General features: G+C 71.5%; 18 protein-coding genes. 10 read left to right on the top strand and 8 right to left on the bottom strand.

Features of this window, described 5'->3' with window-relative positions; translation table 11 throughout:
- Positions 1–50 precede the first annotated feature (50 nt).
- Positions 51–887 carry a nucleoside hydrolase gene (locus tag ADL03_RS35565; RefSeq protein WP_053738007.1) on the top strand — a complete coding sequence of 279 codons (837 nt, stop codon included), beginning with the start codon at positions 51–53 and terminating at the stop codon, positions 885–887.
- Between the two features lie 58 nt (positions 888–945).
- Positions 946–4,203 carry a GH92 family glycosyl hydrolase gene (locus tag ADL03_RS35560; protein WP_053738006.1) on the top strand — a complete coding sequence of 1,086 codons (3,258 nt, stop codon included), beginning with the start codon at positions 946–948 and terminating at the stop codon, positions 4,201–4,203.
- A 139-nt stretch (positions 4,204–4,342) separates the two neighbouring features.
- Here the strand turns inward: ADL03_RS35560 and ADL03_RS35555 are convergent, their stop codons facing one another.
- Entirely contained in the window at positions 4,343–4,747 is a 405-nt protein-coding gene (locus ADL03_RS35555; RefSeq protein ID WP_053738005.1) for a DUF4267 domain-containing protein, read from the bottom strand.
- Positions 4,748–4,837: 90 nt separating this feature from the next.
- Between ADL03_RS35555 and ADL03_RS35550 the strand changes: the two genes are divergently transcribed.
- Positions 4,838–5,404 (top strand): TetR/AcrR family transcriptional regulator, encoded by a 567-nt coding sequence (locus ADL03_RS35550; protein ID WP_053738004.1) that lies wholly within the window; start codon positions 4,838–4,840, stop codon positions 5,402–5,404.
- A gap of 20 nt (positions 5,405–5,424) precedes the next feature.
- The gene (locus ADL03_RS35545) at positions 5,425–8,103 is read left to right on the top strand and encodes a BTAD domain-containing putative transcriptional regulator (RefSeq protein ID WP_053738003.1); all 2,679 of its coding nucleotides are present in this window, start codon (positions 5,425–5,427) and stop codon (positions 8,101–8,103) included.
- Here the strand turns inward: ADL03_RS35545 and ADL03_RS35540 are convergent.
- The 4 genes from ADL03_RS35540 to ADL03_RS35525 all read right to left on the bottom strand — a co-directional run bounded on the left by ADL03_RS35540 (position 8,072) and on the right by ADL03_RS35525 (position 11,838).
- The gene (locus ADL03_RS35540) at positions 8,072–9,232 is read right to left on the bottom strand and encodes a hypothetical protein (RefSeq protein ID WP_053738002.1); all 1,161 of its coding nucleotides are present in this window, start codon (positions 9,230–9,232) and stop codon (positions 8,072–8,074) included. The two genes, ADL03_RS35545 and ADL03_RS35540, sit on opposite strands and share 32 nt — an antisense overlap.
- 4 nt (positions 9,233–9,236) lie before the next feature.
- Positions 9,237–10,193 (bottom strand): class I SAM-dependent methyltransferase, encoded by a 957-nt coding sequence (locus ADL03_RS35535; RefSeq protein ID WP_053738001.1) that lies wholly within the window; start codon positions 10,191–10,193, stop codon positions 9,237–9,239.
- A complete protein-coding gene (locus ADL03_RS35530) occupies positions 10,183–10,962 on the bottom strand; it encodes an enoyl-CoA hydratase/isomerase family protein (protein WP_053738000.1) in 780 nt (259 codons plus the stop codon). The genes ADL03_RS35535 and ADL03_RS35530 overlap by 11 nt, the downstream gene beginning before the upstream one ends.
- 108 nt (positions 10,963–11,070) lie before the next feature.
- Complete coding sequence (locus ADL03_RS35525; protein WP_369809056.1) at positions 11,071–11,838, bottom strand: ABC transporter ATP-binding protein; 768 nt, start codon at positions 11,836–11,838, stop codon at positions 11,071–11,073.
- Between the two features lie 164 nt (positions 11,839–12,002).
- Here ADL03_RS35525 and glgX point away from each other — a divergent pair, with 164 nt between their 5' ends.
- From glgX to ADL03_RS35505, 4 genes are all read left to right on the top strand, one after another.
- Positions 12,003–14,117, top strand: coding sequence for a glycogen debranching protein GlgX (glgX, locus tag ADL03_RS35520; RefSeq protein ID WP_053737998.1), 2,115 nt, complete (start codon positions 12,003–12,005; stop codon positions 14,115–14,117).
- Positions 14,118–14,378: 261 nt separating this feature from the next.
- Positions 14,379–14,957, top strand: coding sequence for a cysteine dioxygenase family protein (locus ADL03_RS35515; protein WP_053738036.1), 579 nt, complete (start codon positions 14,379–14,381; stop codon positions 14,955–14,957).
- Positions 14,954–15,343, top strand: a complete 390-nt coding sequence (locus ADL03_RS35510) for a rhodanese-like domain-containing protein (RefSeq protein WP_053737997.1) — start codon at positions 14,954–14,956, stop codon at positions 15,341–15,343. Before ADL03_RS35515 ends, ADL03_RS35510 begins: the two co-directional genes overlap by 4 nt.
- A 38-nt stretch (positions 15,344–15,381) precedes the next feature.
- Positions 15,382–16,503, top strand: a complete 1,122-nt coding sequence (locus ADL03_RS35505; protein ID WP_157529585.1) for a hypothetical protein — start codon at positions 15,382–15,384, stop codon at positions 16,501–16,503.
- Positions 16,504–16,559: 56 nt separating this feature from the next.
- On the opposite strand, the gene ADL03_RS35500 is transcribed toward ADL03_RS35505, so the two are convergent.
- The 3 genes from ADL03_RS35500 to ADL03_RS35490 form a co-directional block, all read right to left on the bottom strand.
- Positions 16,560–17,102, bottom strand: a complete 543-nt coding sequence (locus tag ADL03_RS35500) for a hypothetical protein (protein WP_053737995.1) — start codon at positions 17,100–17,102, stop codon at positions 16,560–16,562.
- A gap of 298 nt (positions 17,103–17,400) precedes the next feature.
- Positions 17,401–19,986, bottom strand: a complete 2,586-nt coding sequence (gene glgP, locus ADL03_RS35495) for an alpha-glucan family phosphorylase (protein WP_053737994.1) — start codon at positions 19,984–19,986, stop codon at positions 17,401–17,403.
- A 98-nt stretch (positions 19,987–20,084) separates the two neighbouring features.
- On the bottom strand, positions 20,085–21,731 hold the full coding sequence (locus ADL03_RS35490; RefSeq protein ID WP_053737993.1) for a serine/threonine-protein kinase: 1,647 nt from the start codon (positions 21,729–21,731) through the stop codon (positions 20,085–20,087).
- A gap of 240 nt (positions 21,732–21,971) precedes the next feature.
- Here ADL03_RS35490 and ADL03_RS35485 point away from each other — a divergent pair, with 240 nt between their 5' ends.
- Complete coding sequence (locus ADL03_RS35485) at positions 21,972–23,948, top strand: alpha-1,4-glucan--maltose-1-phosphate maltosyltransferase (protein WP_053737992.1); 1,977 nt, start codon at positions 21,972–21,974, stop codon at positions 23,946–23,948.
- Positions 23,949–23,996: 48 nt separating this feature from the next.
- On the top strand, positions 23,997–24,392 hold a 396-nt coding region (locus ADL03_RS35480), incomplete at its 3' end, for an alpha-amylase family glycosyl hydrolase (protein ID WP_255353445.1).

Genomic DNA, 24,392 nt, shown 5'->3' with positions numbered 1-24,392 from the left:
CACAAACGGGGAGCGGTGGGACGGGCCCGGGACTGAGGCAGGCTGGGGGCATGGCGATTCCTCTCATCATCGACACCGACCCCGGCGTGGACGACGCGTTCGCGATCGCGCTCGCGGCCCGCAGCCCCGAGGTCGAGCTGGTCGCCCTCACCACCGTGTTCGGCAACGTGTCGCTGGACCTCACCACCCGCAACGCCCAGCGGCTGCTCGCGCACCTGGGGCGCACCGACGTGCCCGTGGTGCGGGGTGCGGAGGGGCCGAGCGGGGCGGCGGACGTGCACGGCGTCGACGGGCTCGGCGGGCGGGCGCACACGTTGCCGGACAACGACAGGGCGTTGTACGAGGGTGACGTCGTCGAGTTCTTCCGCGAGCACGTCACGGCGGACACCGTGGTGGCCGCGATCGGGCCGCAGACCAACATCGCCAGGGCGCTGGAGGCGGGTGTCGAGTTCCCGCGGCTGATCGTCATGGGTGGCGGGCTCGGGCTGGGCAACACCACGGAGCGGGCCGAGTTCAACTTCTGGGCCGACCCGGCGGCGGCGCGCACGGTGATCCGCAGGGGCAACCCGGTCGTGGTGCCGTTGAACCTCACCCAGCGGTGCATCGCGGACCCGGCGTTCCTCGACGCGGTCGACCCGGTGCTGAGCGGGCTCACCGAGACCTACCGCGTGTACCTCGCCGGCCGGTCCGACTACGAGGGCATCCTCGTGCACGACGCCGTCGCGGTGGCCGAGGCGATCGTCCCCGGCACGCTCACGCTCAAGCCGCACCTGCTCGACGTCGACGACGAGGGCGCGCTGGTCGACGGGAAACACCAGGTGGCGGTCGCGGAGGACACCGACTGGCCCGCGCTGAGGACGTTCATGGAGCAGCGGTTGTCCGTTTGACGACAGGTTCGTGTCGCTCTCTGGGGTTGGGCGGGCACGGAAAGTAGGGTCCGCCAGCATGCAGCGCAGAGTCCTCACGACAGCTGCGGTGGCGGTGGCCATGACGTTCGGAGTGGTCCCTGCCTCCGCTCAGCCCCAGGTTCAGGTGGTGCCGGATCCGGCGGCCCACGTCAACCCGTTCATCGGCACGACCAACCTCGGGAACACCTTCCCCGGCGCGGTCGTGCCGTTCGGCATGTTCTCGTTCAGCCCCGAGGCGTCCCGCGGCAACACCCTGCGCGCCGCCGCGCCTGGTGGCTACCGCTACGACGCCACGAAGATCCGCGGCTTCAGCCTCACCCACATGTCCGGCACGGGCTGCGCGGGCGGCAGCGGCGACATCCCGATCTTCCCGCACGTCGGCACCGTCACCACCTCGCCGACGACCGACGCGACCGATGCCGTGTACGCCAGCGAGTTCGCGCACGCGGACGAGGTGGCCAAGCCGGGCCGCTACGACGTGACGCTCAAGTCGGGTGCGAAGGCCGAGCTGTCCGCCACCGAACGCACCGGTGCCGCGCGGTTCAGCTTTCCCGCCGGCAAGCCGGCGACGGTGCTCGTCAACACCTCGAAGTCGCAGGTCGGCAGCAGCGACGCGCAGACGGTGGTCGACCGGGACAAGCGGACGATCACCGGCAGCGTCACGTCCGGCAACTTCTGCGGCTACATCAACCAGGCCGGCCGCCGCAGCTACTACACGCTGCACTTCGTGGCGGAGTTCGACCAGGACTTCACGCAGGTCGGCACGTACCAGGACAACGTTGTCACCCCCGATTCCACCTCCTCCAGGGGCGGCACGACCTACGGCGCCAACGGCTGGCCGGTGCTGGGCAAGGGGTCCGGCGCCTACCTCGGCTTCGCGCCGGGCACGCAGGTGAACATGAAGGTCGGCATCTCCTACGTCAGCCTCGACAACGCCAGGGCCAACCTGAGGGCCGAGAACACCGGGCAGTCCATCGAGGACATGCGGGACAACGCCTACATCGCGTGGCAGAAGCAGCTCAGGCGCATCGAGGTCGGCGGCGGCTCCGACGACGACCGCACGAAGTTCTACACCGCGCTGTACCACTCGCTGTTGCACCCCAACGTCTTCAGCGACGTCAACGGCGAGTACGCCGGCTTCGACGGCAAGGTGCACCGGATCGACCGGCAACGGCAGAAGGCCCAGTACGCCACGTTCTCCGGCTGGGACGTCTACCGCTCGCAGCTGCAGCTGCTGACCCTGCTGGAACCGCAGACCGGGTCGGACATCGCGCAGTCGCTGCTCAACCAGGCCGAGCAGAACGGCGGTGTCTGGGACCGCTGGACGCACAACGGCGGCGGCACGCACGTGATGAACGGCGACCCCGCGCCGATCGCACTCGCGGCGATCTCGGCGTTCGGCGGTGACCGGTTCGACCTGCGCACGTCGCTCAAGAGCCTCGTCAAGGCCGCGACCGTGCCGACGCCGCTCGACCTGAGCAAGGACGGCTGGGCCGTGATGTCGGTCGGGCAGCGGCCCTCGCTCGACAAGTACCTGCAGCACAAGTACATGCCGTCGGTGTCCAACGCGTGGGGTGGCGCGGCGGAGACGCTGGAGATCTCCGCGGCGGACTTCGCGATCAGCCAGCTCGCCGAGCGCACCGGCGACCGCCGGACCGCGAAGGCGTTCGCCGAGCGAGCGCAGTGGTGGCAGAACAACTTCGACCCGGTCGCGCACAGCACCGGCGGCTACATCCGCAACCGCAACGCCGACGGCACGTGGGTCAAGGACTTCACGCCCGACACCGGCAACGGGTTCGTGGAGGGCAGCAGCGCGCAGTACACGTGGATGGTCCCGCACAACGTGGCCGGGCTCGTGGAGTCGCTGGGCGGCAGGGACCGCGCCAACAGGCGGCTGGACGACTTCTTCCACAACGCCGACGGCAGCTGGGCGCTGACCGGCAAGGGCGGCGCGAAGTCCGAGCTGGACAACGAGCCGTCGGTGAACGTGCCGTGGCTCTACAACTACACCGGTCAGCCGGCCAAGGCGCAGGAGACGTTGCGCGAGACCGTGACCACGCTGTGGAAGAACGCCCCCGGCGGCATTCCTGGCAACGACGACCTCGGTGCGATGTCGTCGTGGTTCGTGTTCACCGCCATGGGCATGTACCCGCAGGTGCCGTCACGCGCGGAGCTGGTGCTGAGCAGCCCGCTGTTCACGTCGGTGAAGATCAACCGCGGTGGCGGCAGGGACATCGTCGTCACCGCTCCCGGCGCGAGCACCGCGAACAGGTACGTGCAGTCGCTGAAGGTCAACGGCCGCACCACCACCAAGACGTGGCTGCCGGAGTCGTTCGTGCAGCACGGCGGCAAGCTGGACTTCGTGCTCGGCGCCAAGCCGTCCTCCTGGGGCACGGGAGCGACCGACGCACCGCCGTCGTTCCGCGACGGCGAGCAGCCGATCAGGCACGACCAGCCCTACCACCTGTCCGTCGAACCGCAGCAGGTCGTCGTGACGCCAGGCGGGTCGGTCACGGCGAAGGTCACCGCGGTCAAGCTCTACGACGGCGACCCGAAGGCGACCTACGCGATCACCGGCCCCGGATCGCTGACGTTCACGCCCACGACGGGCGCGGTGCCGTCGTCGTTCCAGGTGAACGCGGCACCCGGCACGGCGGAGGGGTTCTACGACTTCACCGTCACGGTGACCGTGGAGGGCGCGGCGAAACCGGTCGTGCTGCCGATGACCGCGAAGGTCGCGCAGGAGGGCAGCATGCTCGCCGCGGTGGACAACGTCGGCGCCTCCGACGACGCCACCGGTGACGGCGACTTCGACGGCGGCGGCTACAGCTACTCGCGGCAGGCGCTGGCCACGGCCGGTCTCGTGCCCGGTCAGACCGGCACCGTCGACGGCCTCACGTTCACCTGGCCCGGCTCCCCCGCCGGCCGCCCGGACAACGTGACCGCGCACAGGCAGACGCTCACGCTGTCCGGCACGAGGCTCGCGTTCCTCGGCTCGGCGGCCAACGGCGCCCGCACCCGCACCGCCACGGTGACGTTCACCGACGGCACCACGGCACCGGTCGAGATCGGGTTCAGCGACTGGACGCTGGGCGGCGGCGGGGCGACCCCGAGCTACGGCAACGTCGTCGTCGCCGCCACGCCGTACCGCAACCAGCTCGGCGGCGGCAGCGAGAAGGTGGCCACGCACATCTTCGCCACGAAGACGTACGTGGCGCCGGAGGGCAAGACGGTGCGGAGCGTCGTGCTCCCGGAAGACGGCGACCTGCACGTGTTCGCCGTCGCCACCGGCTGAGAAGGCACCGCGCACAGGGTTCACGGTCCCGAATGCGCCAGGACCCCGTCGGCGCCGCCCGCAACGACCGCGTGTGGTCGGGCGGCGTTGACGGGGTCGGCCTCTCTCGCCCCCGGAGGAGCTGCGCGCGTTCCGGTGCTCAGTGAGTTGCTGCGGTCCGAGGTCGAGGACCCGCGGACGGTGCGTGAGCTGACTCGCGCAATAGCAGCGCCGCGGTGATGAGCACCAGCACGGCCGCCGAGCCGTGCACTGCGAGCGCGTAGCCCACACTGCCACCGGATGTGATCACCGAGAGGCAGTCGCCGATCGGGATGATCGAGTCCGCGAGCACCACCCAGCCCAGCGCCCGCCGTTGCCGCAGCACCAGCAGGATCAGCGCTGTCAACGCGTACGCGAGGTCGCGCACGCCCTTCACGACGTAGTAGCCGCTCGGGTCGACGATGCCGAACCCCGCGGCCGCGCCGTGCCCGTTGAGCAGGAAGTTCAGCCCGAACACGACACCCGCCACCACGACGAGCCACGCCAGGACCGTGGTCAACCGCATGACAACCCTCCAGAGATCTAGCACTGCTAGCGACACGAGCGACGCTAATCTATCTTCGCTCGAATGTCTAGCAGTGCTAGATTTGGTGTCGTGTCCGTCCAGCAGCGCCGGGAGCGCGAACGAGCAGAGCGCCATCAGCTGATCATCGACACGGCCCGCGAGCTGGCCGAGTCGGACGGCTGGGACGCGGTGACGACCCGCAGGCTGGCCGAGAAGGTCGAGTACAGCCAGCCGGTGCTCTACAGCCACTTCAAGGGCAAGGACGCGATCGTGCGCGCGGTCGCGGTCCAGGGCTTCGCCGACCTCGGCCGGCAGATGCGCGACGCGCGCACGACCGCCACCGCGCCGTTGCGCGCTCTCGCGGAGACGTACCTGCGGTTCGCCCGCGAACGGCCCGCGCTCTACGACGCCATGTTCGTGCAGCGGATCGACATCGCGTTCGGCAGCGACGAGACGCCGGTCGAGCTGCGCACGTCGTTCGGCGAGATCGTCGCCGCGCTGGAACCCGTCGCGGATGGCCGCGACCTCGACGTGCTCGCCGAGGCGTTCTGGAGCGCCCTGCACGGCATCGCCACGCTGCGCCACGGGCAGCGGCTGCGGCCCGACCTGGACGAGGACCGGCTGGACCTCGTGCTTTCGGCCTTCGCCCCGCACTGATCCCGGTACCGTGGCGGACTGTGGAGTTCGGGCTTCTGGGGGAGGTCGTCGCCCACGCCGGGGGTGAGCCGGTCGCACTCGGACCGGCCAGGCGGCGGTGCGTGCTGGCCGCGCTGGCGCTGGACGCGGGCCAGGTCGTGCCGTCCGGCGTGCTGGCCGACCGGATCTGGGGCGACCACCCGCCGTACCGCGCGAAGCTGACGCTGGCGAGCTACGTCTCCCGGCTGCGCGCGGTGCTGCCCGGTGTGGTGAAACAACGTTCCGGCGGGTACGTGCTCGACGTCGAGCGGTCCACAGTGGACGTTCACCGGTTCGGGGAGCTGACCGCGCGGGCCGCCGGTGCGCCCGGCGAGGCCGCGGCCGAGCTGCTCACCGAGGCGCTCGCGCTGTGGCGTGGCCAGGCGCTCACCGGGATCGGCGGCGCGTGGGCCGAGCACACCCGCGAATTGCTGGAGCGGCAACGGCTCACGGCCGCCACGGACCTGGCCGACGTGCGGCTGCGGCTCGGCGAGGGCGCCGGGCTGGTGGACGAGCTGGCCCACCGGGCGCAGGCCCACCCGCTGGACGAACGCGTTGCGGCGCAGTACATGCTGGCGCTGCACCGGGCCGGTCGCAGTGCCGACGCGCTGGAGCACCACCGCGGGCTGCGCGCCACGCTGGCCGAGGAGCTCGGCGCCGACCCCGGCCAGGCCGTGAGCGACCTGCACCAGCGGATCCTGCGCGACGACCCGGCCCTGCTGGTGGCGAAGGACGTGCCACGCCAGCTGCCGGCGCCACCGGCCACGTTCGTCGGCCGCACCGGGGAGCTGGCCGCGCTCACCGGCCGTGCTCCGGTGACGGCGGTCGTCGGTCCCGGCGGGATGGGCAAGACGTGGCTCGTGCTGCGGTGGGCGCACGAGCACCAGCGGGAGTTCCCGGACGGCCAGCTGCACGTCGACCTGCGCGGCTTCAGCCCGGAGGAGACGCCGATGCCCTCGGCCGTGGCCGTGCGCGGGTTCCTGGACGCGCTGGGCGTGTCCTCCGAGGGCCGCCCGACCGACCCGCACGCGCAGGCGGCCCTGCTGCGCAGCACGTTGGCGGACAAGCGGATGCTGCTCGTGCTGGACAACGCGGCCGACTCCGAGCACGTCACGCCGCTGCTGCCGGGCGGCACGACCTGCGCGGTGCTGGTCACCAGCCGCCGCCACCTGCCCGGCCTCGCCACGGCGCACGGTGCCCGGCAGATCGTGCTGGAACCGTTGCCGGATCACGAGGCGCGCGAGCTGCTGACCGCCCGCTTCCCCACGGCGGACCCCGCCGAGGTCGCCGAGGTGATCGGCCTGACCGGCGGCTTCCCGCTGGCACTGGGCATCATCGCCGGCCGGTCGCACCTCAGGCTCGGGGTCATCGCGCACGAGCTGCGCGCGTCGGGCATCGAGGCGCTCGACAGCGACGAGGCCAGCGCCAGCCTGCCGGCCGTGCTCTCGTGGTCGCACCAGGCGTTGACGGGCGAGGAAAGCCGCGCGTTCGAGCTCCTCGCCATCGCACCGGGCCCCGACATCGCCCTGCCCGCCGCCGCCCACCTGCTCGACCGCGCACCGGTCGCGGCCGCGAAAACGCTGGACGGGCTGGCGCGGACATCGTTGGTGGCCAAGGACTCCCATGGCCGGTACCGGATGCACGACCTGGTGCGCCAGTACGCCATCGAACGCGCCCGTGTGCTCACCGCGGACGAGCGCGAGACGGCGCTGGACCGGGTCCTGCGGGCGTATCTCGGGCTCGCCCGCGGGTACGACCAGGTGCTCGACCCGCACCGCACACCACCGGGGGAGATCCCGCCGATCCCCGCCCCCGCCGTCACCCACCCCGAGGCACTGGCCTGGTTCGACGCCGAGCACGGCTGCCTGCTCGCGAGCGCGCGGACCGCCGCCGCGCGGGGCGGCCACGACCTGGTCTGGCGGTTCGCGTGGGTGCTGGGCTCCTACCACTGGCGGCGCGGGAAGGTGGACGACGATGTCCTGTCGTGGCAACGCGGCGTGGCGGCGGCGGAACAGCTCGGCGACCGGGCGGTGCTCGCGATGGCGCACCAGATGATGGGCACCTCGCTGGCCAAGGCCCACCGCTCCGAGGAAGGCCTCACCCACCTGCGCCACGCGCTGGGCCACGCCGCGGGTGACCGGCTCCGGGAGTCGCACGTGCACCTGGCGCTGGCGTGGCGGCTGCACATCCTGCACCGCGACGAGGAGGCGCTGCCGCACGCGCGGCAGGCCCTGCCGGCCTACCGGGAGCTGGGCCGGCGGTCGAACGAGGTGCACGCGCTCAACACCCTCGGCGCCGTCCTGCTCCGGCTCGGCCGGGACGAGGAGGCGGTGCCGCACCTGCGGGAGTCGCTGCGGCTCAGCCGCGAGCTCGGCTCACCGATCAGCGAGTCCGGTTCGCTGAACCTCCTCGGCGAGGTGGCACAACGGGCGGGCGACCTGCGCACCGCGCTGGAGCACTTCGAGGCCGCGCTGGCGGTGCGGCGTGGCCTCGACGAGACCTACTCGTTCTCGCACAACCTGATGATGATCGGCGACGTCAAGCTCGCGCTGGGTGAGCAGGACGAGGCCGTGCGGCTGTGGGAGGAGTCCCTGCGGCTGACGAAGCTGCACAACCACGAGAAGGACACCGAACCGCTGCTGGAGCGGCTCAGGTCCGTTCGGCCCGGCACAGCACCATGACCGGCTTCGCGCCGATCCTGGTCAGCACGACCGCGGCCTCGTCGCGACCGGCGAGCTTGAGCCGTTTGCGCAACGTGTTCGGGTCGATGTCGAGCCCGCGCACCAGGATCTCCAACCTGCCGATCCCGCGCGCCTTCACCAGCGACCTCAACGCCTTCTCGGTGTAGTGCGCGTGGTCGAGCACGCGGAACGCCCGGATGCCCGGCGGCGGCTTCGGACCGCTGAGGTACGCGATGCGCTCGTCGAGCTGGTGCAGGCCGTGCCGGGCCGCGTAGTGCCGCACCAGGCCCGCGCGCACGACGGCGCCGTCCGGGTCGACGAGCCACTCCCCCGGCGGGCCGACCGGGCAGTCGTCGGGTTCGGCGTCGGTGAGCGTCCACGTCCCGCCGCCGTGGAGGACCGTGGCGCGGCGGGACACCCCCGGCGTGGCCAGGCCCCTGGTCCACAGGCAGGCCTCGCGGACCGAGCCGTCCAGCGACACCAGCTCGACCTCGCCGGCCCACGGCGCGACCGCGAAGTCGATGCCGGGCGCGCACTTCACCGCGAGGTCGGTGTGCGCGTAGACCTCGGCCAGCTCGTCCAGCGGCGGCAGGAAGTCCTGCGGGTGCCACCTGCGGCGGCCGGAGGCGTCGCGGCGGGCCGGGTCGACGGTGACCGCCGTGGCCTTCGAGACCGGTTTCAGGGCGTCGGCCCTGACGACGAGCGCGTCCGGGACGTTGTTGCGCGCCATGGCGAGCCGGACCGGGTCGAGGTCGGAGCCCAGGCAGCGGGCCGCGACCTCCCGCAACGCCACGAGGTCCGCGCCGATCGAGCACGTCACGTCGTGGACGTCACGGCCGCGGAAGCGTTCGGCGCGGTGGCGGGCGACCGCGGAGGCGGTGGCCTGCTGCAACGCGTCGTCGGTGAACAGCCAGCCCCCGGAGTCGTCCAGTTTGGACAGTGCCCTGCGGCGCAGCAGCACGGTCTCCACGACCGGCGCGAAGCCGTCACCGAGCAGCCGGCGCGCGACGCCGACGTCGTGCAGGCGGGAGGCGTCCGTGAACGGCAGCGCGTCCACCTCGGCGAGTGCGGCGGTTCCGGCGGCCGACCGCAGGAACGCCACGTCGTCCGAGGTGAACGCGTACCCCAACGCCCTACTTCGACTTCCTGCCGGTGATCGACACGTTGTAGAACACCTCGCGCGGCAGGACCTTCGCGAGGACGTTCTGGTCGACCCAGGAGAGGTTCTGCCAGGTGCGGTAGGCGAACATCGCCCAGCCGAACCCGAGCTTCTCGCGCGGCACGGCGGCCTCGAACGTGCGCACCGGCCAGCCGAAGAACGCCGCCGACAGCTCGTCGGTGACGGCCTTGACCTCGGTCGCACCCGCGCGCCGGGCCGTGGCCTCCAGCTGGTCGGGGTCGAACGTGTGCAGGTCGACGACGGCTTCCAGCGCGGCCGCACGGGAGGACTCGTCGAGCTCCTCCTGCGGGCGGCGCCACCCGTTCAGCACCGGCACGGCCTTGGTGACCGTGGTGGTCAGCCACCACGTCGCCTGGCCGAGCTTGCGGGCGTAGAAGTTGCCGATGTTCGTCGGGTCGCCGGCGAACACGAACTTGCCGCCGGGCTTGAGCACCCGCAGCACCTCGCGCATCGCCGCCTCCACGTCGGGGATGTGGTGCAGCACCGCGTGGCCCACGACGAGGTCGAACGTGTCGTCGTCGTACGGGATCCGCTCGGCGTCGGCGACCCGGCCGTCGACGTCCAGCCCGAGGTGCTCCGCGTTGCGCAGCGCGACCTCGACCATGCCGGGCGACAGGTCGGTGACCGACCCCTTCTCGATCACCCCGCCCTGCATGAGGTTCAGCAGAAAGAAACCGGTGCCGCAGCCCAGTTCCAGCGCGTGCCCGTACGGGCCGACGTCACCGGCGGCGGCGCGGAAGCGGTCCGTCGCGTAGGTGATGCAGCGGTCGTCGTAGGAGATCGACCACTTCTCGTCGTACGTGCCGGCTTCCCAGTCGTGGTAGAGCACCTGCGCGAGCTTGGTGTCCTTGTACGCGGCCTCGACCTCTTCGGCCGTGGCGTGCGGGTTGGGTGCGGGGTCAGTTGCCACTGAACTTCGCCTTCCCGGGACCGTTCTCGATGAACGACTCCACGCCGGCCTTCTTGTCCTCGGTCGCGAACAGGGCCGCGAAGAGGTGGCTTTCGAGCTTCAGGCCCGACTCCAGGTCGGTGTCGAGCCCGCCGTCGACGGCGGCCTTGGTCGCGGCGAGCGCGAGCACCGGCCCGCCGACGAACTGCCTGGCCCAGCGCAGCGCGGCGGCGTAGACGTCGTCGGGTGCGACGACCTCGTCGACCATGCCGATCTCCAGCGCCTCCTGGGCGCCGACGAACCGGCCGGTGTACAGCAGGTCCTTGGTCTTCGACGGACCGATCAGCCGGGCGAGGCGCTGTGTGCCGCCACCACCGGGGATCAGGCCGAGCAGGATCTCCGGCTGGCCGAGCTTGGCGTTGTCGCCCGCGATGCGCCGGTCGCAGCCGAGGGCGACCTCGAAGCCGCCGCCCAGCGCGTAGCCGGTGATCGCCGCGACCGTCGGCTTGGGAACGGTGGCCAGCGCACCGAGCGCGTCGGACAGGCCCTTGGCCCGCAACGTCATCTCGGCGTGGGAGATCTTCGCGAACTCCTTGACGTCCGCACCGGCCGCGAACACCTTCTCGCCGCCGTAGACGACCACCGCGTACACGTCGGACCGCTCGGAGGCCTCCCTGGCCGCGGCCTGGAGCTCGCTCTGCACCTGCCGGTTCAGCGCGTTCATCGGCGGCCGATCCAGCCGGATCGTGCCGATCCCGTCCTCGACCTCGAGCCTGACGAACTCAGCCAAAGCAATCCTCCTCGATGAGTGCCGGGCAGACCGTACGTTACCGCTCAGTAGTCGCGAGTTCGGCTTCCCGGCGAACTCGCCGCCGCCTGCGAAGCAGCGGCCAAAAACTCAGACCTTGCGGCGGGCGAAGAAGCGGTCCCCTGACCTCTGCAGCTCCAGGTCCTGGCCGAACGTCTTCGAGAGGTTCTCCTCGGTGAGGGTGTCCTCCAGGAGCCCCTGCGCCACGATCGAGCCCTCGCGCAGCAGCAGCGCGTGCGTGAAGCCGGGCGGGATCTCCTCGACGTGGTGCGTGACCAGCACCATCGCGGGCGCGTCCGGGTCGAGCGCCAGCTCGGAGAGCTTCGCCACGAGGTCCTCACGGCCGCCCAGGTCGAGGCCCGCGGCGGGCTCGTCGAGCAGCAGCATCTCGGGGTCGGTCATCAACGCGCGGGCGATGAGCGTGCGCTTGCGCTCGCCCTCGCTCAGCGTGCCGTAGAGGCGGTCGGCGAGGTGTGCCATGCCCAGGGTGCCGAGCAGCTCGCGGGCGCGGTCGGTGTCCTGCTTGCCGTACTCCTCGCGCCAGCGGCCGAGGACCGCGTAGCCGGCCGAGACGACGAGGTCGACGACCGTCTCGTCCGGCGGGATGCGGCCACCGAGGGCCGCCGAGCACAGCCCGATCCGGGGCTTGAGCTCCTGCACGTCCGTCTTGCCCAGGCGTTCGCCCAGGAGGTGGACCTTGCCCTTGGTCGGGTGCAGGTCGGCGCTGGAGAGCCTCAGCAGGGTGGTCTTGCCGGCGCCGTTCGGGCCCAGCACCACCCAGCGCTCGTCCAGCTCCACGCTCCAGTCGATGTTGCCGACCAGCGTGTTCTTTCCCCGGCGGACCGACACGCCCGCCATGTGCACGACCAGATCTGTCACGTCGACGTCCGCCACGCCCCCATTGTTCCGAACGGCCTCCGACCGACCACTCATCGGGGTGCACCTCACACCCGGCGGGACCGCTGGTCCGCCTGTGTGATGTCTCAAGTTTTTTGTCGGTGCCGGATGCCAAGATCAGAGGCATGGCTACGCGACCCGAGTCCGAGGTGCTGGCAGGCCGCCCGTTCCCCCTGGGGGCACACGCCGAGGCGGGCGGTGTGCGTTTCGCGGTGACGTCCCCCGTCGCCGACGCGGTCGAGGTCTGCCTGGTCGACGAGGACGGGACGGAGAAACGGGTCGAGCTGACCGAGCGGACGTTCGGCGTGTGGCACGGCCTGGTGCCCGGCGTCACACCCGGCCAGCGCTACGGCTTCCGCGTGCACGGCCCGTACGACACGGGCCGCGGCCTGCGCTGCAACCCGGCGAAGCTGCTGGTCGACCCGTACGCGCGGCAGATCACCGGCGGGGTCACGGACCTCACGCGGGCGCTGGGGTACGTCGGCGACCCGATGCACGGCCCGCCGTCCGCGGCGGACTCGCTGGGGTTCGTCCCCCTCTCCGTCGTCAGCTCGCCGGGCGGCGCGAACACCGGCACCAAGCCGGAGGTGCCGTTCGAGGAAGCCGTCATCTACGAGCTGCACGTGAAGGGCTTCACGAAGAACCACCCGGACATCCCCGAGCGGCTCCGCGGCACCTACCTCGGTCTCGCGCACCCCGCCGCGGTCGAGCACCTGAGCAGGCTGGGCGTCACGACCGTCGAGCTGCTGCCCGTCCAGGCGTTCCAGGACGAGCCGTCGCTGATCAGCCGCGGCGCGAGCAACTACTGGGGCTACTCGCCGCTGGCCTACTTCGCGCCGCATCCCGCCTACGCCAGCGAGCCGGGCAACGAGGTGCAGGAGTTCCGCACGATGGTCGCGGCGCTGCACGCGGCGAACATCGAGGTGCTGATCGACGTCGTCTACAACCACACCTGCGAGGGCGGTCCGGACGGGCCGACGCTGAGCTTCCGCGGGTTCGACGCGCCGGGCTACTACCTGCACGCGGGTGGCGGCAGCACGGTGGACATCACGGGCTGCGGCAACACGCTGGACGCCGGGTCGCCGCAGGTCGTGCGCCTGGTGACGGACTCGCTGCGGTACTGGGCGGACGAGATGGGCGTGGACGGGTTCCGGTTCGACCTCGCCTCGACGATGGGCCGTCCCGGCGGCGGCTTCTTCGACCGCCACTCGGCGCTGCTGACCGCGATCACCACGGACCCGGTGCTGTGCCGCGCGAAGCTGATCGCCGAGCCGTGGGACGCGACCGGTGACGGCTACCGGGTGGGCGACTTCGGCGTGCAGTGGGCGGAGTGGAACGGCCGGTACCGCGACACGGTGCGCGACTTCTGGCGCGGCCACACGTCGGTGCGCGACCTCGCCTACCGGCTCTCCGGCTCGTCCGACCTCTACGCCGACGACCTGCGCCGGCCGTGGCAGTCGATCAACTTCGTCACCGCGCACGACGGGTTCACGCTGCGGGACCTGGTGTCCTACAACGACAAGCACAACGAGGAGAACGGCGAGCAGAACCGGGACGGCACGAACGACAACCGGTCGTGGAACTGCGGTGCCGAGGGCGAGACGACGAACCGCGCCGTCCTGGCGCTGCGCGCGAAGCAGGCCCGCAACCTGCTCGCCACGCTGCTGCTGTCGACCGGCACGCCGATGATGGTCGCGGGCGACGAGATGTGGCGGACGCAGGGCGGCAACAACAACGCGTACTGCCTCGACAACGAGGTCTCGTGGGTCGACTGGGCCACGACGGACGCGAGCGAGGCGTTGCTCGGTTTCACGCAGCGGCTGATCGACCTGCGCGCGTCCTCGCCCGCGCTGCGGCAGCCGCAGTTCTTCGAGGGCCGCACGACGCCGAGCGGCAACCCGGACCTGGTGTGGTTCCGGCCGGACGGGCTGGAGATGGCCGAGACCGACTGGTTCGACGAGAGCAGGCGGACGCTCGGCATGTTCATCGACGGCTCGAACTGCCTGTCGCGCACGCGCGACGGTGAGCTGGTCTCGGACGACTCGTGGCTGCTGCTGATGCACGCCGGCGCGGACGCGGTCACCGTGACCCTGCCGCACGAGCGGTACGGGCCGGGCTACGAGCCGTTCCTGGACACGACGACGCTCGACGGCTCGCCGGTGGACACCACGGCCCTGCTGCCGCACACGAAGCTCACGATGGAGGGACGCTCGCTGCTGTTGCTGCGGATGCCGCGCTGACCAGCCGGAAACCGTCGCACGGCGGCAGTCGGGCGGCAACTCGGAGGCAGTTCGCCGACCATCCCGTGGACGCTGTGGCGGCGTTCGAGGCCGCCGTGGCAACATCAGGACCGTGGTCGTCTACCGGTGGACCGACCGCACGATCGACCTCCTCCTCGTCGCGTCGTGCGGGTGTAGCTCGACGCGACGCGCGCGCTGACCGCAGCCGCCGTCGCGTCTTGATCGCTACCCCGTACCGACGTGGCCATCAGGAGCGAACCGGTGACTTCCACCATTTCCGAGTACGACCTGCACCCCGCCCTCGACTCCCAGCTGCTGCGCGACGTGATCCACCCGTCGCGATCGCTGTGGACACCGCGCGAGCTGCGCGACCTGACCTCGTTCGTGGCGAGCGAGCTGACCACCGGCCTGCTCTCGATCCTGGAGTACTCGCCGCGGCGCCGGTGGTGGGCGCGGCTGGGGCTGACCGAGGGCGTCGAGCTGTGGCTGCTGTCGTGGCTGCCGGGCCAGGGCACCGAGCCGCACGACCACGGCGGCTCGGCCGGCTCGTTCACGGTGCTGACCGGGCGGCTGCGGGAGGACTACCGCTACCCGGCCGGCCCGATCCGCTCGGCCGTGCGCACGACCGGTGACGCGCTGGGCTTCGGTTCCGGGCGGGCGCACCAGGTGACGAACCCGTTCGACGCGCCAGCCGCGACCGTCCACGCCTACTCGCCGCCGCTGGTGCCGACCCGCGAGTACGCCTCGCTGCTCGACATCCCCGACTCGATCCCGCCGCTGCCGGCGCAGCGCCTCCCGCTGGCCGAGCTGCGTCAGCTGGCCGACCTGGAGGGCCCGTGAGCAACGTCGACACCTACCTCGCTCAGGCACGGGCGGACCTGACGCGCCTCACCCCGGCCGAGGCGCACGCGCTGCCGGACGCGCTGATCGTCGACATCCGCCCGTTGCACAACCGGCTCGCCGAGGGCGAGATCGAGAACTCCGTGGTGGTCGAGCGGATCGTGCTGGAGTGGCGCCTGGACCCGACCGGCGACTGGCGGCTGCCGGGCTTCACCGCGGACACGCCGGTCGTGGTCGTGTGCAACGAGGGCTACTCGTCGTCGCTGGCCGCGCGCGACCTGCAGCGGATCGGGCTGCCGAACGCGACCGACCTCATCGGCGGGTACCGGGCGTGGCGCGCTGCGGGGCTGCCGGTTCGCGAGGGCGGGACGCAGGCGGTGGTCTGAGCCAGGAACCGGATCCCGCCGGGTAGCGTCTGGAGATCGTGAAGGTAGTGCGCTGGGCCCTCGCGGCCCTGGTGGTGGCGGCCACGATCGCCTGGGACCCGTCCGGCTGGTACCTCGGGATGGCGGGCGCGTTCGCCGGGCTGCTGGTGGAGCTGACCGTGGTGCAGGCGGGGCTGGCGCTCGGGGCCGTCCTCTTCGGACTGCGGATCACGCACGTCATGATCGGGCTCGGCAGCGAGCTGCGGTCGTGGACGACCGACCAGCGCCGCATCGTGCTGCGGAGCATCCCGGTGCTGGCGTCGCTGAGCTTCACCGGCCTGAAGCCGGGCGTGCGGCGCAGGACCGTGCTCGCGGGCGTCACCGGGATCGTGGTGACCGCCCTGTTCGTGGCGGCGACCTGGCTGCTCACCGGTTCCGCGTTCGGCAAGGGCCTGGCGCTCGCCTCCACCGCCCTGCTGCTCCTGCAGCTGTGGCCGAACGAGAAGCCGGCGCACACGAGCCTGGGCTGGTTCGTGTTCAGCCTGCCGAGGCTGAGCGGGCGGCCGCTGGAGGAGATGGAGGCACGGCCGCTGGTGCTGGCCGGCATGGACGCCTACCACCGCGGCGACATCGAGGCGGCCGAGCGGATCCACGCCGAGGCGGCGCAGCGGTACCCGGAGCTGCTCACGGTCATCGGGCTCAAGGTCGTCACGGCGTGCGCACGGGAGAAGTACCTCGACGCGCTGCAGACGGTGATCGGGCTGAGCGGGCGCACGGACCTGAGCCAGCGCGAGCTCGCGTTCGTCATGGCGACCGTCGCCGGGGTCGCGGCGCAGGCGGTGGAGTCGGGCCAGTTCCCGCGCGAGGTCGGGCTGGAGACGGCGAAGAACATGCTGGGCAACGCCTACGAGGCCGGCTACCCCAGGCACCGGGCGAACGGGACGCTGGCGCTGATCGCGTTGATCGAGGGGCAGAACGCGGAGGCCCGCAAGCTCGCGACGTGGGCGGCGGAGAACAGCGAGCAGGCACTGGGACGCGCGGACGACCTGATCACGATCGCACGGGCGTGGATGGCCGACGGGGACAACGCGAAGGCCCGCGCGCTCGTGGCCGAGGCGCACGAGCTCGCCGGGTGGTACCCGCGGGTGGCGGCGACCCGCGCCCGTCTCGACATCAGCTGAGCGCACACGGGGAAGGGGTCCGTCACCGGTGCCGGTGACGGACCCCCGCGCCCCGATCAGCCGTGCTGGGCCGGCAGCGGTGCGCCCGGAGCCGCGGGCACGCCACCGGGAGGCGCCGGCAGGCCGCACCTGGCCAGCAGGTCGTCGGCGTTCTTCAGCACCGTCTTCAGCTGCTCGGTGACCTTGGCGGGGTCGAGCTGGGTGCCGCCGACCGCGCCGAGCACCGTGCCGCCGAGGCCGGCGATCGACGAGATCAGGTTCAGCACGGCCGCCAGGCACTGCTCGGACGGCGCCTCACGGGCCGGTGCGGCGGGCTGCGGCACGGCCGGAGCGCTCACCGGCGGTTTCGGCAGGCAGCCCGCGTTCTGCATCGCCGTCACGATGGCGAGGAGGTCGCCGATCAACGGCGCCACCGCACCGGCGTCCGGCGGCGCGAGCAGGCTCTCGACGAGCTTCTTGAGCTTCGCGGCGAGGTCCGTCGCGAGGCTCGTGCAGGTGGCCGGCGGTTCCGGCGCGACGAGTGACGCGGTGGCGGCCGGGACCGACGAGGCGGCGAACAGGCTGGCGACGAGCGAGAGCACGGTGATCGTCTTCTTCACGGCTGCCTTCTTCCTCACGCGCAGTGCGGAGCCGCGGCGGGAAGTGCGCGGGCAGTTCCCGGGGCGGTTCGTTCCGTGCACGAAGGGTAGGACCGCGAAAACGCTCCTACCAGCGGAGATCGGGAAATCACCCGTCGGTAGAAGCGCTCATCCGATGGGAGGAGGCCGCTGAGTCGAACCCGCGCCTGAGCCGGGGTCACCAGCAGTGAACAGGCGCTGGGGAGATGGACGCATCAGGGCATCCAGCCCGCCACGGGAAGGCGAGCCGGATGCCCTGCGTCGATCTGCGCCGAGCCGGTCAGGAGGCCAGGACCACGCGACCGAGCTCCGCCGAGGTGGCCAGCAGGTCGTGCCGCGGCAGCACGCGGACGGTGTAGCCCAGCGCACCCGCGTGCGGCAGCGGCACCTCGACCTCGTAGTTGCCGTTGCCCGCGTAGCTCATCGGCGCGGTGACGATGTCCTTCAGCTCGTCCGAGTCGTGGGTGAGCTTGCCCAGCACGACCTGGACGTCCACTTCGGACGGTTCCAGCCCGGCGAGCTCGACCCTGGCCCGCACCACGACCGGCGACCCGAGCACCGGCACCGACGAACCGCCGAGCACCAGGTCGCTGTCGAGCACCCGCACCCGCGTCCACGAGGCGCGCAGCCGGTGCCGGTACGCCGACAGCTCCTTCGCGCCGCGGTAGCCCTCACCGAGGACGTTCTGGGCGGACGCGGCGGCCGGCGCGTAGTACGTCTCCACGTACTCGCGGACCATGCGCGAGGCCTGCACGACCGGGCCGAGCGAGGCCAGCGTGTGCCGGACCATCGACATCCACCGCAGCGGCACGCCTTCTTCGTTGCGGTCGTAGAACAGCGGCGCGACCTGCGAGCCGAGCAGCTCGTACAGCGCGTTGGCCTCCAGGTCGTCGCGCCGGATCGGGTCGTTGACGCCGTCCGCGGTCGGGATGGCCCAGCCGTTCGACCCGTCGTAGAGCTCGTCCCACCAGCCGTCGCGGATGGAGAGGTTGAGCCCGCCGTTCAGCGCCGCCTTCATGCCGGACGTGCCGCACGCCTCCAGCGGGCGCATCGGGTTGTTCAGCCACACGTCGCAGCCCCAGTACAGGTAGCGGGCCATCGACATGTCGTAGTCGGGCAGGAACACGATCCGGTGCCGCACGCCCGCGTCGTCGGCGTAGCGCACGATCTGCTGGATCAGCGCCTTGCCGCCGTCGTCGGCCGGGTGCGACTTGCCGGCCACCACGAGCTGCACCGGCCGTTCGGGGTGCAGCAGCAGCGACCGCAGCCGCTCCGGGTCACGCAGCATCAGCGTGAGGCGCTTGTAGGTCGGCACGCGGCGGGCGAACCCGACGGTCAGCACGTCCGGGTCGAACACGCCGTCGGTCCAGCCCAGCTCCAGCGCCGACGCGCCGCGCTGCAGCCACGACTCGCGCAACCGCCTGCGCACCTCGTTGACCAGGCGCGAGCGCAGCGTCGACCGCAGCTCCCACAGGCCGGCGTCGGTGACCGGCTCGAACGCGCCGATGCCCAGGCCGCTGGTCTGCGTGTCGGCCTCCGACGCCCCGAGCAGCCGGCTCATCTCCGTCGCCGCCCACGTCGGGCCGTGCACGCCGTTGGTGACCGAGCCGATCGGCACCTCGGTCGCGTCGAAGCCGGGCCACAGGCCGCGGAACATGTCGCGGCTGACCTCACCGTGCAGTTTGGACACACCGTTCGCGCGCTGGGCCAGCCGCAGGCCCATGTGCGCCATGTTGAACATGCCGGGGTTGTCCTCGGCGCCGAGCGCGAGGATCCGCTGGGTGTTCACGCCGGGCACGAGCTGCTCGGCGCCGAAGTAGTGCTGGACCAGGTCGACCGGGAAGCGGTCGATGCCGGCAGGCACGGGCGTGTGCGTGGTGAACACGGCACCGGCACGGGCCGCGGTGAGCGCCTGGTCGAAGTCGAGGCCGTCGTTGGTGATGTACTCGCGGATCCGTTCGAGGCCGAGGAAGCCCGCGTGGCCCTCGTTGGTGTGGAACACCTCGGGCTGCGCGTGGCCGGTCAGCTCGCAGAACGTGCGCACGGCCCGTACGCCACCGATGCCGGCCAGGATCTCCTGGCGGATGCGGTGGTTCTGGTCGCCGCCGTAGAGCCGGTCGGTGACGCCGCGCAGGTCCTCGTCGTTCTGCTCCACGTCGGAGTCGAGCAGCAGCAGCGGGACGCGGCCGACCTGCGCCTTCCAGATCTTGGCGCGCAGCGTCCGGTCGCCCGGCATCGCGACGTGCACGAGCAGCGGCAGCCCGGACGGCTCGGTCAGCAGCTCCAGCGGCAGCCCGCGCGGGTCGAGCGACGGGTAGTGCTCCTGCTGCCAGCCGTCGAGCGACAGCGACTGGCGGAAGTAGCCCGACCGGTACAGCAGGCCGACCGCGATCAGCGGAACGCCCAGGTCGGAGGCCGCCTTCAGGTGGTCGCCCGCGAGGATGCCCAGACCGCCCGAGTAGTTCGGCAGCGCCTCGTGCACGCCGAACTCCATCGAGAAGTACGCCACTGACGTGGGCAACGGGGTGTCGCCGCTGCCGTGCTCCCGGCGCCCGGCGATCTCGTCCTGCCTGCGCTGGTACCAGCGCGGGCCGTTGACGTACCGCTCCAGGTCGGAGGCGAGCGCGTGCACCTTCAGGAGGAACTGCTCATCTCTCGCAAGTGTGTCCAATCGCCCCGCATCGACGACGGAGAGCAGGCGCAACGGGTCGCCACCGACCTCGGACCAGACCTGGGGGTCGATCGAGGAGAACAGCTCCTGCGTCGGCGGGTGCCAGGTCCAGCGCAGGTTGGTGGCGAGCGTGCTCAGCGCGGACAGGGGCTCCGGCAGGCTGGCGCGGACGGTGAACCGGCGAAGTGCTCGCATGACGAGGCAACTTACCCGGCACCCCCGCGCCCGCGACAACGTTCCCGGCCAGACCAGCGTGAACGCGTTGTAGCGGGGGCCGGACGCGGCCGTGGTGATCAGGGATGATCACGGCTCGCGATCAGCAGCTTCTCGCCCTGGCCGGAGACCTCCAGCGTGTGCTCCTCCGTCTTCGGCTTGTCCGCCTCGGTCTCCGTCAGGTCCATCGCGACCGTGACCGTGAAGCTGCCGTCGGAGGCCTCCACGATCGGGCTGCCCCGCAGCGCCACCTTGCTGTAGGCCTTCCAGTAGTCCTTGTAGGCCTGCGGGGTGGGGGCGCTGTCCTTGGTGAAGTCCTTGATCGCGGCGTCCGGGTTGGCCGGCAGCTTGCCGTAGTGCTGCTGCACGAACTGGACGACCTGCGCCTTGGTGAACCTGCTGCCACCGGCCGGCTGGGACGCGCTCGCCGGCGGGCTCGGGTAGCCCTGCGACGTCGGCTTCTGGGTCGGCGTGTTCGCGGTGGTGGTCTGCTGCCGGGTGCCGGCGGGCGGCTGGGTCGGCTTGACCTGGTCCGACGTCGACGGGCCGGGGTTGGCCGTCGTGTCGTCGCCCTTCTGGCTCGTCGCGATCGCGTAGACGATGCCGGCGACCAGCAGGACCGCGAGCACAGAGGCGGCGACCGCGAGGCCGCGGCCCTTCCTGGGCTCGGGTTCGGGCTCCGGGTCGCGCGGCGGCCGGGTGGGCGGTCCGGGTGGCGGGCCCGCGGGGACGGCCTGGCGCGCGGTCGGCGGCCGGGACGGCGGGCCGCTGGGGCGAGCGGTGGGCGGACCGGCCGGGCGCATCGTGCCCGGTCCCTGGCGCATCGCCGCCGTGCCGCCCGGCGGGGTGCCCGGCGGCATGATCGCGGTGCCGCCCGGCGGGGTGCCGGTGGGCGGCAGGATCGTGGTGGCGGGCACCTGCCGGCCGTTCGCGACGGCCTTCAGCGCCTCCGCGGCCTGGGCGGCGGTCGGGCGCTGGTGCGGCTCGTTGGCGAGCAGGCGGGTCAGCAGCGGGGTGAGCGGGCCGGAGCGCACCGGCGGGCGGGTCTCGCCGCGGGCAACCTTGTAGAGCAGGCCGAGGTCGTTGGTGCTGCGGCCGAACGGCGGCTCGCCCTCGGTCATGGCGTAGATCGTGGCGCCGAGCGAGAACACGTCGCTGGGCGGCGCGGGCTCGGAGCCGCGGGCCAGCTCCGGCGCGAGGTAGGCGGGGGTGCCGGCGAGCATGCCGGTCTTGGTCACCGCCACGTCGCCGAGCGCGCGGGAGATGCCGAAGTCGGTGATCTTGACGGCGCCGTCGCGTCCAATGAGGACGTTGCCGGGCTTGATGTCGCGGTGCACGATGCCCGCCTCGTGCGCGGCCGCGAGCGCGTTGGCCGCCAGCGAGCCGATCCGCGCGGCCTCGACCGGCGGCATCGGGCCGCGCTCGTCGAGCACCGAGGAGAGGTTGCGCGACGGCAGGTACTCCATGACCAGGCAGGGCTTGCCGTTCTCGACCACGACGTCGAACACGCCGATCGCGTTCGGGTGCTGCAGGCGCGCGGCGATGCGGGCCTCCCTCATCGCGCGCTGGATGGCCTCCTGGAGCTCCTGCGGCTGCACGTCGGTGAGGAGCAGCTGCTTGACGGCCACGTCCCGGTGCAGCAGTTCGTCACGCGCCCGCCACACGACACCCATCGCGCCCGCACCGAGCTGATCGAGCAGGACGTAGCGGTCGCCAAGCTTGTTCACGCGCGCGACGCTACCCAACGCGTCCAGCCGCCGTCGCGGCTACAGCATGATCCGTCCACAGTCGAGGACCGCGAAGGCGCCCTCCGGTGACATGTGCCTCTCGACACGCTCGGTGTTCGAGGTGTGCGATCGACGGCGGATGGGTACGGATCTACTTGGGGCAACCCGCTGACAGGCTGGTTGATCGAACAAGGCAGGATTACGGGCATCGCGGAGATCCACGGCGGAAGGGCGCTGCCGATGAGTGGACGGCTCGGTATCGACGACGTATCCCCGGTGGTGTCGGCTGGTAGGTATCCAGCCAAAGCCGTTGTGGGAGAACACATTCCGGTCCAGGCGACAGTCTGGCGCGAGGGGCACGACAAGCTCGCGGCCACCGTCACGTGGAGAGGACCGAACGACCGAGTCGCTCGCCAGACCCGCATGCACGAGGTCGGCACCGGGCTCGACCGGTGGGGAGCGACCATCGTTCCCGACGCGGAGGGCGCGTGGACCTTCCGGATCGATGCGTGGAGTGACCCCTGGGGCACCTGGAACCACGCCATCGAGGTGAAGATCGCCGCCGGTCAGGGGCCCGGCGAACTCGCGAACGACCTGGAGATGGGCGCTCTGCTGCTCGATCGGGTGGCCAGGCGACCCGATCGGAGGCGGGAGCGAGCACTCCTCATGAACGCGGCGGCGGCGCTGCGGGACGACGAGCGGCCGCTGAACGAGCGCGTGGCACCGGCGCTGGCCGGCGACGTGCAGAAGGTGATGTTCGAGCACCCGGTGCGCGAGCTGATCACCAAGGGCAGGCCGCACAAGATCTGGTGCGACCGGAAGAAGGCCGCGTTCGGTTCCTGGTACGAGTTCTTCCCGCGCAGCACCGGCGGGATCGACGAGACCGGCCAGGCCGTGCACGGCACGTTCGCCACGGCGACCAAGGAGCTCGACCGGGTCGCGGCGATGGGTTTCGACGTCGTCTACTTCCCGCCGATCCACCCGATCGGCCGGGTGAACCGCAAGGGCCCCAACAACACGCTCGTCGCGGGCCCCGAGGACACCGGCTCGCCCTGGGCGATCGGCGCCGACGAGGGCGGGCACGACGCGATCCACCCGGAGCTGGGCACGATCGAGGACTTCGACGCGCTGGTCGAACGCGCGCACGAGCTCGGCATGGAGGTGGCGCTGGACTTCGCGCTGCAGTGCGCGCCGGACCACCCGTGGGTGCTCAAGCACCCGGAGTGGTTCACGACCAGGCCGGACGGCACGATCGCGTACGCGGAGAACCCGCCGAAGAAGTACCAGGACATCTACCCGATCAACTTCGACCTGGACCCGCAGGGCCTCTACCACGAGGTGCTGCGCGTGGTCCTGTACTGGGCCGAGCACGGGGTGCGGATCTTCCGGGTCGACAACCCGCACACCAAGCCGCCGGACTTCTGGCAGTGGCTGATCTGGAAGGTCAAGGAGGTCTACCCGGACACGCTGTTCCTGTCCGAGGCCTTCACCCGGCCGGCCCGGCTCTACGGCCTGGCCAAGCTCGGCTTCACGCAGTCCTACACGTACTTCACGTGGCGGACGAGCAAGCAGGAGCTGGTCGAGTTCGGCGAGGACCTGCGCGACCACTGGGACGAGGCGCGGCCGAACCTCTTCGTGAACACGCCGGACATCCTGCACGAGTCGCTGCAGCACGGCGGCCCGGGCATGTTCGCGCTGCGCGCGGCGCTGGCGGCGACGCTGGCCCCCACGTGGGGCGTGTACAGCGGGTACGAGCTGTTCGAGCACGAGGCGGTCAAGCCGGGCAGCGAGGAGTACCTCAACTCCGAGAAGTACCAGCTCCGGCCCCGCGACTACGCCCGTGCGCTGGCGGACGGGCGCTCACTCGAACCGTGGCTGCGCAAGCTCAACCACATCCGCAAGGCCCACCCGGCCCTCCAGCAGATGCGCACGCTGAGGTTCCAGCACATCGACAACGACGCGCTGGTCGCCTACTCCAAGCGCGACCCGGAGACCGGCGACACGGTCGTCGTGATCGTGAACCTCGACCCGGACAACGGCCAGGAGGGGACGCTGTACCTCGACCTGCCCGAGCTCGGGTTCGACTGGTACGAGCGGGTGATCGCGCACGACGAGGTCACCGGCGAGACCTGGGACTGGGGTCAGGCCAACTACGTCCGCCTCGAGCCGTGGCGTGCCACCGCGCACGTCGTGAGCCTGCAGCGACGTTTTTCCTAGAGCGTGCGTCAGCCGCTCAACCGCACAACCCGCGACGAGGTGGGCATCATGGTCGACGACCCGCGTCCCGACGCTGCACTCGGGCTGGAAGGAACACCGCACACCGGCGAGGCCATCGACGACGACGGCTTCCTGGTCGAGCCGCAGGCCGAGGACTTCAAGTCCGCACGGCAGGCGAAGCCGAACCCGGACTGGTACAAGGGCGCCGTCTTCTACGAGGTCCTGGTCCGGGCGTTCAGCGACTCCAACGGTGACGGCACCGGTGACCTGCGCGGGCTCGCGTCGAGGCTCGACTACCTGGAGTGGCTGGGGGTCGACTGCCTGTGGCTGCCGCCGTTCTACGCGTCGCCGTTGCGGGACGGCGGGTACGACATCAGCGACTTCCGGGCGGTGCTGCCGGAGTTCGGCACCGTCGAGGACTTCGTGTACCTGCTGGAGGAGGCG

Source organism: Nocardia sp. NRRL S-836 (assembly GCF_001279525.1).
Lineage (GTDB): Bacteria > Actinomycetota > Actinomycetes > Mycobacteriales > Pseudonocardiaceae > Lentzea.
The sequence above is the reverse complement of the archived record's forward strand: the minus strand, read 5'-3'. Positions and strand labels throughout refer to the sequence as shown.

What these genes read in the sequence shown, in the direction of transcription:
- ADL03_RS35555 (WP_053738005.1), bottom strand. Translation starts at nt 4,747, where the DNA reads ATGCGGTTGACCACGGTCCTGGCGTGGCTCGTCGTGGTGGCGGGTGTC.
- glgX (WP_053737998.1), top strand. Translation starts at nt 12,003, where the DNA reads ATGGCTACGCGACCCGAGTCCGAGGTGCTGGCAGGCCGCCCGTTCCCC.
- ADL03_RS35565 (WP_053738007.1), top strand. Translation starts at nt 51, where the DNA reads ATGGCGATTCCTCTCATCATCGACACCGACCCCGGCGTGGACGACGCG.
- ADL03_RS35525 (WP_369809056.1), bottom strand. Translation starts at nt 11,838, where the DNA reads ATGGCGGGCGTGTCGGTCCGCCGGGGAAAGAACACGCTGGTCGGCAAC.
- ADL03_RS35560 (WP_053738006.1), top strand. Translation starts at nt 946, where the DNA reads ATGCAGCGCAGAGTCCTCACGACAGCTGCGGTGGCGGTGGCCATGACG.
- ADL03_RS35485 (WP_053737992.1), top strand. Translation starts at nt 21,972, where the DNA reads ATGAGTGGACGGCTCGGTATCGACGACGTATCCCCGGTGGTGTCGGCT.
- glgP (WP_053737994.1), bottom strand. Translation starts at nt 19,986, where the DNA reads ATGCGAGCACTTCGCCGGTTCACCGTCCGCGCCAGCCTGCCGGAGCCC.